This is a genomic window from Silvimonas sp. JCM 19000, assembly GCF_054652575.1.
Genome location: NZ_BAAIHC010000001.1, coordinates 428,050 through 440,468, shown reverse-complemented (window position 1 = coordinate 440,468; position 12,419 = coordinate 428,050). Strand labels below are relative to the sequence as shown.

The window sequence follows — 12,419 nt, the reverse complement described above, 5'->3', positions numbered from 1 at the left end:
ACACACGCGGGTTTACTGCGTGCCGTGCACGGTCTGGCGCAGACTGTTGCCCGCGTAGTCCTCCGGCGGGTTGCCCATGGCGTCGAACAAGGTTGCGGTATCGGCCAGGCGGGCGGCGCGGGCGCGGATGCTTTGCACTTGCGCGTTCTGATATTGCTGCCCTGCCGTGAGCGTGGCGTAGAACGGCAATGCGCCCAACTGATAACGCGCGGTGGTGTCGCTCGCGGTCTGCTGCGCCGCCGCCGCCGCGCGTTCGGTCTGGTTGAGCGTATTGGCATCCTCCTCCAGCGCAACCAGCGTATCGGCCACATTCTGGAACGCACTCAGCACAGTTTGCTTGTATTGCGACACCGCGGCCTGATAGCTCGCCTCGTATTGATGCTTGCGCGCCAGCAAGGCCCCACCGTGGAATATCGGCTGGGTCAACGACGCGCCCACCCCCCAGATCACCCCGGCTGGCGAGGTAAAGGTCGACCAGTCAAAACCACCACGACCATAGCTGGCCGACAAGGTGAGCGACGGAAACATCGACGCCGTCGCCGCCCCCGCCGCATCTGCTGCGGTGCGCACCGCGGCTTCGGCCGCCAGGATGTCCGGGCGCTGATGCAGCAATTCGGTCGGCACCGATACCGGTACTTCGGCCGGCAGATGTAGTTCGCTCAAGCCGATGACAGCAGGCGCCTGGTCAGGTGTCCGCCCCAGCAACACGGCCTGCGCATGGCGCACCGCCAGCAGTTGCGCGCGTAAAGCCGGCAAGGTGGCGGCGGCGTTGGCGGCGTCTTGCTCGGCGGCCAAGGCTTCATCATGCGCGGCGCTGCCCGCTGCGTAGCGTTGCTGCGTTTGGGCAGCCCGCGCTTCACCCAGTCGCACCAGTTCGGTGGTTGCATCCAGTTGCGCCTGCAGCGACGCGGCATTGATGCTCGCCGCGACGATATTGGCTGCAATGGCGCGGCGGCTGGCCTCCAGCTGGAAGGACTGTTGCTGCACTTGCTCGGCCAATGCGCGGTCAGCCAGTACGGCGGCGCCAAAGAAGTCGAAGGTGTACGACGTTTGCACCTGTGCCGCGAACACGTTTTCGACAAACGTTTGCTGCGGCAAGGTGGGCAGCGCCAGCGCGCGTTGGCGCTGCGGCTTGAAGCCCACATCCACCGACGGATATAGATTGTCGCCAATCTGCGAGCGCAATTGCTCGCGTGCTGCTTGCAGATTGTGGCGGGCCGCATCCAGGTTCTGGTTGTGTGCCAGGCCCTCATCCACCAGCGCATTCAGCGCGGTCGATTGATAGGCCTGCCACCATGCGGGCACCGGCAGCAGATCGTGGCGGATTTGCTGGGTAACGCCGTCAGCCGTGGGCAGCGGCGCCGCTTGCACCGCATAGTGCTCGGGCGCGGGCATGGCGGGCGGATTGCGCTCGGGACCGAAGGCGCTGCAGGCGGACAGGCTGAGCGCGGCGGCACCGGTCAGGAATAAAGCGGCGCGGGTCATGGCTGGGCCTCCGGTTGGGCGGGTTCGTCGCGCTTGACGCGGAACCACAGGGCATACAAAGCGGGCAGATAGAACAGCGTTAACACGGTGGCGACGGTAATGCCGCCCATCAGCGCTGTGGCCATCGGCCCAAAGAAGTTGCTGCGCAACAGCGGGATCAGTGCCAGTACGGCGGCGGCCGCGGTCAGCGTAATCGGGCGGAACCGGCGCACGGTGGCCCCGATGATGGCCTCGAAGCGACTATGCCCGGCGCGAATATCCTGTTCGATCTGGTCCACCAGGATGACCGAGTTGCGCATGATGATGCCGAACATGGCAATGGTGCCCAGCATGGCCACAAAGCCGAACGGCATATGAAACAGCAACAAGGCAAACACCACCCCGATCAAGCCCAGCGGTGCGGTGAGCACCACCATCAGCACACGGCTAAAGCTTTGCAGTTGCACCATCAGCAAGACCAGCACGGCAATCAGCAAGACCGGCATCTGCACATTGATCGATGCTTGCGCCTTGGCGTTTTCTTCGACTGCGCCGCCGATTTCGACGCGATAACCCACCGGCATCTCGGCACGAATGGCAGCCAGTTGCTTATCCAGCGTGTTGGTCACATTGATGCCCTGCGCGCCGTGCTGCACATCGGATTGCACGGTAATGGTGGGTTGCCGGTCGCGCTCCCAGACCACGCCGTATTCCAGGCCATAGGTAAAGCGACCCAGCGCCGCCAACGGCACGGCGTTGCCATTACCACCCGGCAGTGCCAGCCGTTCGATCTGGCCGGGGTCGATCCGGTCGTGTTCCGGCGCGCGCAGATCAACGCCGATCAGTTTGTCGCGTTCGCGGAATTGGGTGACGGTGTAGCCGGTGAGCGACATTTGCAGATAATCCGCAATATCTTTCGACGACACATTCAAGGCCCGCGCTTTGACCTGATCAATCTCGAAATGCACTGAGCGCTCGGCGGGCTCATCCCAATCAAATTGCACGTGGCTGGTGTCGGGATGATTGCGCATCACGTTAGCAACCTTCTCGGCCCAGACGCGCACGGTGGCAATCTCCGGCCCGCTAACGCGGAACTGCACCGGAAAGCCAATCGGCGGGCCATTTTCCAGGCGGCTGATACGTGTGCGCAGCGTGGGAAATTGTTCGCGCAATACGGTATCGAGCGATTTGGCCAATGCTTCACGGTCGGCAATGGTTTTGCCGGTGATCACCACTTGGGCAAAGTTGGGGGAAGGCAGTTGCTGGTCCAGCGGCAGATAGAAGCGCGGCGCGCCGGCGCCCACAAAGTCGATGAAATGATCGATGCCGTTTTGCCGGGCAAGGATGGCTTCAAAGCGTTGGGTTTCCCGCAGCGTGGCGGCAAACGACGCGCCTTCGGGCAAGCGCAGATCAACCAGCAATTCGGTGCGATCGGAACTGGGAAAGAACTGCTGCGGCACCAGGGTAAACGCCCCCATGCTTAGCAGAAACAGCGCCAGCGTAACGCTCAATACCGTCTTGCGCCGCGTTACGCACCAGGCAATCCAGCCGCGTAAACGACGATAGAAACCGGTGTCATAAATATCGTGATGCTGCGCATTCGGGCCGTCATCGTGATGGCCGAGCGCACGGCGGGTGGGATGCTCGGACAAGATGCGATAGCCCAACAGCGGAATGACGATGACTGCCGCCAGCCACGACAACAACAAGGCGATTGCCGATACCTCAAAAATCGAGCGCGTATATTCGCCGGTGGCGGACTCAGCCAGCGCAATCGGCAAAAAGCCCGAAACCGTGACCAGCGTGCCGGTCAGCATCGGAAACGCGGTGCTGGTATAGGCAAACGCTGCGGCACGCATGCGGTCGTAGCCTTGCTCCAGCTTCACCGCCATCATTTCGACGGCGATGATGGCGTCATCCACCAGCAAACCCAGCGCCAGAATCAGCGTGCCCAGCGACACTTTGTGCAAGCCGATGCCAAACAGATGCATCAACAACGCCGTGCCCGCCAGCACCAGTGGAATCGACAACACCACCACCATGCCGGTACGCAAACCCAGGCTGATCAGGCTTACCACCAGCACAATGCCGATGGCCTCGGCCACTGCTTCAACAAACTCGTCCACCGACAACGACACTGCGTGCGGCATGCTGGCCACGGGTACCAGCTTGAGGCCGGCGGGCAGCAATTGCTGTAGATGCGCGGTCTGGCTATCGAGCGCTTTGCCCAGGGCGATCACGTCGCCGGATGGCGCCATGGTCACGCCGATGCCCAGCACATTCTGCTTGTTATGCCGCATGTATTCGGTGGGCGGATCGGTATAGCCGCGCTTGACCTGAGCGATATCGCCCAGCCGGATAACGCGATTGTTCACACGGATCAAGGTGTCGGCCAACTGCTCAACTGAATTGAACTGCCCGCCCGGCCGCACATAGACGCGGTCATCCGCCGTGGTAAACACCCCTGCCGCTGCCACACTGTTCTGCGCATTGACGGCATCGCCAATCTGCTGCGGCGTCAGCCCCAGCTTGGCCAGCTGCGCATTGCTGATCTCGATATAAATGCGCTGTTCCTGGTCAGCAATAAAGTCGACCTTGGCCACGCCGGCCACCCGCAGCAACTCGGTACGCAGGCGTTCGGCGTAATCATGCATTTGCGCAAACGAAAAGCCATCGCCTTCCAGCGCATACAGATTGGTGTAGACGTCGCCAAATTCATCATTAAAGAACGGACCCTGCACGCCCGGTGGCAAGGTATAGCCGATGTCACCGACTTTTTTGCGCACCTGATACCAGGTGTCGGGCACGTCTTTGGGCGGCGCGGCGTCTTTGATGGTAAAGAACAGTTGCGATTCGCCGGGGCGCGAATAGCTGCGCAAATAATCGACGTTGGGCGTTTCCTGCAATTTGCGGGCGATGCGGTCGGTGACTTGTTCCTGCACCTGGCGCGCGGTGGCTCCCGGCCACAGGGTACGGATCACCATGACTTTGAAGGTAAACGGCGGATCTTCCGATTGCGCCAGCTTGCCGTACGACAAGATGCCGAAGGTGGTGAGCAGCACCAGTAAAAAGATCACCAGGGCCTGATGGCGCAGCGCCCATGCCGACAAATTGAAGCGATGCGCTTGCTCGGCCGGCGTCAGTGCGGGCTCGCCGGGCGGTGCTTGCGCGGGTGCGCTGTGGCTGGACAAATCCGGATCGGGCGGCAAGCTCATGGCGCGGCCCCTTCTGCGGCTTGTTCGGCGGCAAACAACGGTTTGATCGGCTTGACGGTTTCACCGGCGTAGACGGTGTGTACGCCCGCCTGCACCACTTGCTCACCATTCTTGATGCCACCGCTGACGCTGGCGGTGCGCTCGTCATAACGCAGCACGTTGACCTTGCGCAGTTCCAGCTTGTTACTGGCATTGACCACCCAGACCGCCGGGTCTTTGCCCTGATGGAAGATGGCAGTGGCGGGTAACTGAAAGTTGCCCGCGTCGGCATGGCTGCTGCCGCCGGGCACAGGCTGCAACAGCGCGTCCCCGGTCATGCCGAATTTGACCGCATCACCCGGTTGCAACAACGTCAACTTGACACGCCAGGTACGGCTTTGCGCGTCCGCGGCCGGCGCGACTTCGCGCACCTTGGCGGCGAATTGCTGGCCGGGCAAAGCCGGAAAGGTAATCGTGGCGTTCTGGCCCGGCTTGATGCGCGCCAGGTCGCGCTCGGAGGCATCCAGATACAGATCGGTATCGCCGCTCCAGGCCAGGCCGTAAATGCTTTGCCCGGCCGCCACCACCGCGCCGGTGTCGGCGTTTTCGCTGGTGATTACCCCATCGTGATCGGCCACCAGGGTGTTGTATTGCAGATTGTTTTGCGCCAGCAGCAACTGGGCGGCGGCCTGATCGCGCCCGGCCACGGCGGCCGTGTAATTGTCCTGGCTTTGTTCCAGCTGATTGGCGGCAATCAGATTCTTTTGCGCCTGGCCTTGGTCGCGCTGCAGCTGTTGCTGGGTGTACACCACTTTGTGCGCGGCAGCGTCCAGTTGCGCTTGTGCGCTGGCGACCTGCTTTTGCGCGTCAATCGCATCCAGACGTGCCAGCACCTGGCCCTGGCGCACGTGATCGCCCAGGCGCACCTTGCGTTCGATCAGTTTGCCCGCCACGCGAAAAGACATGGCGTTGGTATAGCGCGAGGCGACTTCAACTGGATAACGCAAGGCAGCGCCAGGCTGGGCATTGCTGGATTGCGCGGGTAGCGCCACCACCAGGGCCGGTGGCGCGGGGGGTGCTTCTGGCTTCTGGCAAGCGGCGACAGTGGCAGCCAGTAACAAGACGACGGGCATGGGCAGCGAGCGGCGTGGCGGCAGGCCAACGCGGCGGATAAGGCTGGGCTTCACGGAGAGCTCCTGATGGCTGATCGGCTGATCTGATCGGGGATCGGGTCCGCGCTGACAGACAGGTCGCGCGGATCTTTCTTGATTCGACGTCGCATCCTAATACACACCTGTATCTGAATACAACCACGTTCTTTTGCGCAATCGGCCGTGCTAATATCGCCGCCATGACCCGCAAACGCCTCTCCCGTGAAGAAAGCCGCGATCAGACGCGCCAGCGCCTGCTCGACGCCGCGCTGGCACTCATCGCCCAGAAAGGCCTGGCCGCGACCAGCGTCGAAGATATCGCCGAAGCTGCTGGCTATAGTCGCGGCGCGGTGTATTCCAACTTTGGCGGCAAAGGTGATCTGTTTATTGAGCTGCTGCGGCGTGACCACCACGAGATGATGGCCGCGTTTGATGCCGTGCTGGACGACGCCCTGCCCATCGAAGAAGTACGCCAGCGGATGCGTGCGCTGTACGTCAGTCTGTATGCCGATACCGCCTGTTTTATGAACTGGACCGAGGCGCGCATGCTGGCCGCGCGCGATGCCGATTTTCGTGACAAATTTGCCGCGCTGATCGGCGAGAAGACGCAACAAGTGGCGGGCTATATCCGTTATTTCTACAAGCGTCTGGGCGTGGAACCCGCGACCACGCCGGAAGTACTGGCGATGGGCTTTATGAGCCTGATGGAAGGCGTCAAATTGTTTATGTTGTCCAGCCCGCTGGAAATGCGCGCCGAACACGCCGAGGCCGCGCTGGCGGCGTTTATGGACTCGATCACCGAGTTGGCCACACTCAAATCCGTTCAGCCCTGAACGATCTGTCCGCCGCCGTTTTGTGCGCGGCGCGGGCGCGCCATGCCAGGAGCGGTCCTGGCTTATCCGCGCCTTGCCCGCCGCCCACAATGGCCGCCATCTACCCCTGTCCCGATACCCCGACGAGCCGCTCATGACAGCCCGAAAACTGCTGCTATGGTTAGTGCTAGCCCTGTGGCTAAGCATTTCCTGCGTGACGCTGATCAAGCTGGATGCGGCGTCGATGTTTCCTGGCGGCTTCTGCGGAACAAAAAAATGACTACGACCAGCGCGATTTCCTTGAATACCAGCGACCTGACTTTGTCCAGGGCTGGCCCTGATCTGATCACCATGCTGCGCGCAACCGCCGACCGCATGTTTGTGCCGATCACCACCTTGTACTGGCTGGTTTCGGTGGTCGAGTCATTTATTACCGGGCATATGCTGCCAGTCTGGTTGATCGGTCTGCCCGCCTTGATCGTGCCCGCCGTGCTGGTCTGGCGTGACGCCGGGGCATTAACCACGCGCCTGGTCGTAGCGTGTGCCTTGATGATCCAGGCCATCGTTTCCATCCTGACTTCGGGCGGCGCAATCGAAGCGCACTTTGGCGTATTTGTCGTGCTCGGTTTGCTGCTGGTTTATTTTGACTGGAAGCCGATTGCCGCTGCCGCAATCCTGATTGCCATCCACCATCTGGGCCTGAACTTTGCCGCGGACCTGGGCGCAAGCTATCTGTTTAAAGAAGGTCCCTCGATTAGCCGGGTGCTGATCCACGCCGCCTATGTGGTGGTTGAATCAGGCATGCTGGGTTGGTTGGCTTTCAAAATGGAAGGCGCCTTGCGCGCCAGCGGCTTTATGGGGCGCTTTGCCACCCGCGCCGCCGAGGGCGATCTGACCATGCAGTTTCCGGCTGATCTGCTCGATCTGAGCCCGATGCTGCGTGCGGCGCAAACCATGCAAAGCCGCATGACCGAGGCTTTGCACGGGGTGCAGTCCAGCTCGAACATCGTGGCCGATGTCGCCGGTGCGCTCAGCCACGAAAGCGCCAGCCTGCAAGCGGGTATCGAATCGCAAGTCAACGAAACCGGGCTGATGGCCGATGCGCTGCAAGACATCAGCATCGGCATCAGCCAGGTGACCGAAGGGGCCAATGCCGCCAGCGCCGCTATCGTCGAATCTGTGCGCATGGCGGCCGAAGGCGACGCGGCCAGCCTGGGCATCAACGCCGATCTGGATGCCATCAGCGGCACCATCCAGGGGCTGTCCAGCAATATCGAAGCCTTGAATCTGCGCACCGGCGAGGCGATGGCGATTGTCGACCTGATCAAGGCCATCACCGATCAGACCAATTTGCTGGCGCTGAACGCCGCTATCGAGGCCGCCCGCGCGGGTGAACACGGCCGTGGTTTTGCTGTGGTGGCGGATGAAGTACGCAAACTGGCCAACAAAACCAGCGAAGCCACAATTTCGATACGCGAAACCATGAGTACCATCGCCGAAAGCATGCAAGGCACGCATCAGGCCGTCGGCCAGGCGCTGGAAAAAGTCGCGGCCGGTCTGGAAAAGTCGGGCAAGGCCCGCACAACCATTTCCGAGATGGCGCGTATGACCGCCACCACCGAAGCAGGCGTCAAGGAAATGACCGAATCGCTGCAACGCCAATCGCAGTCCAGCGCAGATGTGGCCGACCGTTTGCAGCGTGTGGTGTCGCAAGCGCATGCGGCGACGCAGACCTTGCGTGATGTCACCGAGCAGATTGCACGATTAAAGCTGGAAGCCGATCGCATGCAGAGCAGCAGCCAGTTCTTTACCATTGCGCGGATGCAGCGCTGAGTTGCCTGCGGCGCCGCCCATAAAAAAACCGCGCTCCCGTAGGTAAAACGGGGCGCGGTTTTTTTTGCTGCGTTGGGCCGGACGGCTTAGCGCATATGCGTGCGGATGACTTGCAGCATCTGGCCAAACACGCGCGGCGTACCGCAGATCACGTCGCCACTTTGCAGGAAGTTTTCTTCGCCTTTCATATCGGTAATCAGGCCACCGGCCTCTTGCACCAGCAGCGAGCCGGCGGCGATATCGACGGTCTTCAGATCGAATTCAAAGAAACCATCAAACTGGCCAGCCGCCACATAAGCCAGATCCAGCGCGGCCGCGCCCGGGCGACGCACGCCAGCGGCTTTTTGCGTCATGTCGCGGAAGATATTGATATAGGTTTCCAGATTGCCGAACTGGGTGTACGGAAAGCCGGTGCCGATCAGCGCATCCGACAGTTCCCGCGTGCGCGACACGCGCATACGGCGGTCATTGCGGAACGCGCCCACGCCACGGGTGGCGGTAAACATGTCGTTGCGGTTGGGGTCATACACCACGGCCTGCGTGACAACGCCTTTGTGTGCCAGCGCAATCGAAACGGCGTATTGCGGAAAACCATGCAGGAAGTTGGTGGTGCCATCCAGAGGATCGATGATCCATTCAAATTCGGACTCACCGGTCTGGCCCGATTCCTCTGCTAGAATCGCGTGCTTGGGATAAGCCTCAAGGATGGTTTCAATAATCGCTTGTTCTGCCGCACGATCCACTTCCGACACAAAGTCGTTGTGGCCCTTTTTTTCGGGCGTGATCAGATCGAGATTATTGGACGCGCGCTGAATGACTGAAGCGGCGCGGCGAGCGGCACGAACGGCCGTATTGAGCATCGGATGCATGGCTTACCCCTGATTGTAAAAGGCTGACGGCAAAGGTGAGCCCCGACCCTGGCGGTCGGGCTGCGATACGATGCGGATTGTCACCAACCCGGCGGCGTGTGCGCCTGCCCGGTCAGCCTTAAAGAACGAAAAACACGAATAGCGCGCATTCTACTGATTTCTCGGCATTTTTGCATGACTACGACTCAAAACTCTCCGCACGACCCTTCCCTGCAGGCTGGCCACGCCGCCAACGCTGCGCTCGACGTATTTCGGGTGGTGCTGTCGCACACCTCGCACCCGGGCAATATCGGCTCCACCGCCAGAGCCATGAAAAACATGGGTTTGCGCCACCTGGTGTTGATCAATCCAAAAGAATTTCCGTCCGAGGTTGCCACTTCGCTGGCTGCCGGCGCCGACGACGTACTGGCTAATGCGCGCGTGGTTTCGAGCATGGAAGAAGCGCTGCTCGGCACCACGCTGCAGGTGGCGATGACGGCACGTCGTCGCGAGCTGGTGCTGCCCTTGCAGACACCACGCCAACTGGTGCCGGAACTGCTGCACCAGGCGCAGCAAGGCGCGCAGATTGCCCTGGTGTTCGGCACCGAAATGAGTGGGCTGACCATCCAGGAAGTAGCCGCCTGCAACCGTCTGGTGACCATTCCGACCAATCCGGATTACTCCAGCCTCAATCTGTCGCAGGCTGTGCAAGTGCTGTGTTATGAGATCCGCGCGGCACAACTGGATGATGTGAGCTACCTCGAAGAAAAGCGCGAGCTTGCGACGCATGAGCAGCTAGAGCTGTTCTATACGCATCTGGAGCAAACGCTGACAGATATCGGATTTTTAAAGCCGCATGCGCCGAAGCGCCTAATGGCGCGCATGCGCCGCATGTACCAGCGCGCCACGCTGGAGAAAGACGAGGTAGATATCCTGCGCGGAGTGCTGCGCGCCTCGCAGGAATATCGCGGCCCCAAGGCGGAATGAAGCGATTCTTTATAGGGTGGGTCTAGACCCACAGCTCAAAGTCGCGGAGAAGTGCGCAGCAAGCGGCTGTGTTCTGCTGCATGCCTTGGTCTGGTGGGTCTTGACCCACCCTATGCCCTTCCGCCCTGGTGCATGGGTCGCTCGGGCACTGCGCGGCTATTTGAGATAGTGCTTCTCGCCATAGCCCGAAATCGCCATCAAAACGCGCACCACGCCGTGGCTTAGCCATGGCACGGCGCGCTGATACCACGGCGCAGCCAGCCACTTTTGCGGATCGAGTGGGCGTGCGGCCTGTTCGATGGTGTCGAGCACGTCACGCCGCAGCTGGCTGGCAAATTCCGCGTCGTGCACAAACACATTGCCTTCGCGCGCCAGCAGCAAGCTGAACGGATCGATATTGGACGAGCCCACCGTGGCCCAGACCCCATCAATGATTGCGACTTTGGCATGCATAAAGCCCGCGCTGTATTCGTGGATCTGCATGCCCGCCGCCAGAAACTGCCGATAAAAACCACGGCTGGCCGTTTGCAACAAGGCGTGGTCGCGTAATCCCTGCAACAGCAACACCACACGCACGCCGCGCGTTGCCGCATCCACCAAAGCGTGGCGAAAGCGGTAACCCGGCAAGAAATACGCGCAAGCAATAATGATCTCTTCCTGGGCGGCTTCGATGGCGCTCAGATATTCATGCTCGATGTCATGTCTGCGGCGGAAGTTGTCACGTATCTCAAAGCGCGCGGAGGCTCCACCTGCCATTTCGACCGGCCCGCGCCACGGACTGGGTCGGGCCCAGTTCTGCTCCAGCTGCGTCCAGGCGGTCTGCCGCCACAAGCGATCGGCCGCATCGTGCATCTCGGCCACCAACGGGCCGCGCACGGCCACCATATAGTCATAACGCGGCTCGGGGCCGGGCTGGCCGGTAAAGTCAGACACGATATTGATGCCGCCGGTATAAGCCACTTCATGATCGACCACCACCAACTTGCGATGCATGCGGCGCAAGCGCTGGCGATTGAAGGAAATCGCTTTGACTTCAGGCCGGAAGAACAGCACGCGCACACCCGCATGCAGCAAATTCTGCTGCCACTGCGCCGGAAAATGCCGCACGCCAAAGCCATCCAGCAGCAGATTGACTTCAACCCCGCGCCGCGCCGCTGCCATCAGTGCGGTAACCACCGCCAAGCCGATTTCATCGCTGGCAAACAGATAACTTTCGAGAAAAATTTCGTGACGGGCATGCGCTATGGCGTGCAGCAAGGCCGGGAAATACATCTCACCGTTCTTGAGCAGCGTGAGGTGATTGCCCGCCATATAGCCTGGCATTTCAGGTTTTCCGCAATACCGTATACAGCGGTGCGTGGTCCGATAACGCGTTCCACGGCGCGCCGCCCAGCACACTGGCCATTTCGATATTGAAACCCCGCACATAAATGCGATCGAGCGACAACACGGGCATCTTTACCGGAAAACTACGCGCTGGCGCGCCGTGCAAGGCCTCAAACGCTTCCACCACATGCACATCGTGCTGCAACACATGCGTGGCCTCGCGCCGCCAATCGTTAAAATCGCCCGCGATAACCAGCGGCGCATCATCGGGCACTTCATGATGGATCTGGCTAACCAGCTTGTTGAGTTGCTTGCGCCGATCCCGGCCCAGCAAATTCAGATGCACGCAAAAGGCATGCAGCGGCTGTTCCCAGCCCGGCACGTCGAGCACGCAATGCAGCAGCCCGCGATGTTCAAACCGGTTGAGCGTGATGTCGTGATTGCCCCAGCGCACCACCGGAAAGCGGCTCAGCAAGGCATTGCCGTGGTGGCCGAGCTTATGCACGGCATTGCGTCCATACACTGACTTGAGCTCGCCATGCTCCAGAAACTCGTGCTGCGGCGACTCCGGCCAATAGGTGAATTGCTGGGCGCGGCGCTCATGCGAGCCCTGCACCTCTTGCAGAAAGACGACGTCGGGTTCCAGTGCTTCAAGGGCTTTGCGTACGTCGTGAACCACCAGCCGCCGATTGAGTGCACTCATCCCTTTATGGATGTTGTAAGACGCAATTTTTAATGTTTTTGCCATGAATCCAGTCACTTACGTTGCTTGATCAAGGCCGCGCCCAGCGCAGGCACTGCGGG

General features: G+C 60.9%; 9 protein-coding genes. 3 read left to right on the top strand and 6 right to left on the bottom strand.

Going from position 1 to position 12,419, the window contains the following annotated elements; all coding sequences use genetic code 11:
- Positions 1-12 precede the first annotated feature (12 nt).
- The 3 genes from ACYQ1A_RS01945 to ACYQ1A_RS01935 are packed head-to-tail and all read right to left on the bottom strand — an operon-like array spanning position 13 to position 5,845.
- Positions 13-1,485: an efflux transporter outer membrane subunit gene (locus tag ACYQ1A_RS01945; RefSeq protein WP_499359751.1), complete on the bottom strand. Its 1,473-nt coding sequence runs from the start codon at positions 1,483-1,485 to the stop codon at positions 13-15.
- Positions 1,482-4,679, bottom strand: coding sequence for an efflux RND transporter permease subunit (locus ACYQ1A_RS01940; RefSeq protein WP_499359750.1), 3,198 nt, complete (start codon positions 4,677-4,679; stop codon positions 1,482-1,484). Before ACYQ1A_RS01940 ends, ACYQ1A_RS01945 begins: the two co-directional genes overlap by 4 nt.
- Positions 4,676-5,845, bottom strand: coding sequence for an efflux RND transporter periplasmic adaptor subunit (locus ACYQ1A_RS01935; protein WP_499359748.1), 1,170 nt, complete (start codon positions 5,843-5,845; stop codon positions 4,676-4,678). Before ACYQ1A_RS01935 ends, ACYQ1A_RS01940 begins: the two co-directional genes overlap by 4 nt.
- A 164-nt stretch (positions 5,846-6,009) precedes the next feature.
- Between ACYQ1A_RS01935 and ACYQ1A_RS01930 the strand changes: the two genes are divergently transcribed.
- Together ACYQ1A_RS01930 and ACYQ1A_RS01925 are read left to right on the top strand one after the other, a co-directional pair.
- A complete protein-coding gene (locus ACYQ1A_RS01930; protein WP_062223941.1) occupies positions 6,010-6,642 on the top strand; it encodes a TetR/AcrR family transcriptional regulator in 633 nt (210 codons plus the stop codon).
- A gap of 255 nt (positions 6,643-6,897) precedes the next feature.
- Positions 6,898-8,454, top strand: coding sequence for a methyl-accepting chemotaxis protein (locus ACYQ1A_RS01925; protein WP_499359746.1), 1,557 nt, complete (start codon positions 6,898-6,900; stop codon positions 8,452-8,454).
- Between the two features lie 86 nt (positions 8,455-8,540).
- Here ACYQ1A_RS01925 and ACYQ1A_RS01920 read toward each other — a convergent pair whose 3' ends face one another.
- Positions 8,541-9,323 (bottom strand): inositol monophosphatase family protein, encoded by a 783-nt coding sequence (locus tag ACYQ1A_RS01920; protein WP_499359744.1) that lies wholly within the window; start codon positions 9,321-9,323, stop codon positions 8,541-8,543.
- 174 nt (positions 9,324-9,497) lie between these two features.
- Between ACYQ1A_RS01920 and ACYQ1A_RS01915 the strand changes: the two genes are divergently transcribed.
- A complete protein-coding gene (locus tag ACYQ1A_RS01915) occupies positions 9,498-10,289 on the top strand; it encodes an RNA methyltransferase (RefSeq protein WP_499359742.1) in 792 nt (263 codons plus the stop codon).
- A gap of 156 nt (positions 10,290-10,445) precedes the next feature.
- On the opposite strand, the gene clsB is transcribed toward ACYQ1A_RS01915, so the two are convergent.
- The gene (gene clsB / locus ACYQ1A_RS01910; protein ID WP_499359740.1) at positions 10,446-11,612 is read right to left on the bottom strand and encodes a cardiolipin synthase ClsB; all 1,167 of its coding nucleotides are present in this window, start codon (positions 11,610-11,612) and stop codon (positions 10,446-10,448) included.
- Position 11,613: 1 nt separating this feature from the next.
- Positions 11,614-12,363 carry an endonuclease/exonuclease/phosphatase family protein gene (locus ACYQ1A_RS01905; protein WP_499359738.1) on the bottom strand — a complete coding sequence of 250 codons (750 nt, stop codon included), beginning with the start codon at positions 12,361-12,363 and terminating at the stop codon, positions 11,614-11,616.
- Positions 12,364-12,419: the final 56 nt, after the last annotated feature.

Coding starts and splice junctions, on each gene's coding strand:
- ACYQ1A_RS01915 (WP_499359742.1), top strand. CDS start 9,498: ATGACTACGACTCAAAACTCTCCGCACGACCCTTCCCTGCAGGCTGGC.
- ACYQ1A_RS01940 (WP_499359750.1), bottom strand. CDS start 4,679: ATGAGCTTGCCGCCCGATCCGGATTTGTCCAGCCACAGCGCACCCGCG.
- ACYQ1A_RS01925 (WP_499359746.1), top strand. CDS start 6,898: ATGACTACGACCAGCGCGATTTCCTTGAATACCAGCGACCTGACTTTG.
- ACYQ1A_RS01920 (WP_499359744.1), bottom strand. CDS start 9,323: ATGCATCCGATGCTCAATACGGCCGTTCGTGCCGCTCGCCGCGCCGCT.
- ACYQ1A_RS01905 (WP_499359738.1), bottom strand. CDS start 12,363: ATGGCAAAAACATTAAAAATTGCGTCTTACAACATCCATAAAGGGATG.
- ACYQ1A_RS01945 (WP_499359751.1), bottom strand. CDS start 1,485: ATGACCCGCGCCGCTTTATTCCTGACCGGTGCCGCCGCGCTCAGCCTG.
- ACYQ1A_RS01930 (WP_062223941.1), top strand. CDS start 6,010: ATGACCCGCAAACGCCTCTCCCGTGAAGAAAGCCGCGATCAGACGCGC.
- clsB (WP_499359740.1), bottom strand. CDS start 11,612: ATGCCAGGCTATATGGCGGGCAATCACCTCACGCTGCTCAAGAACGGT.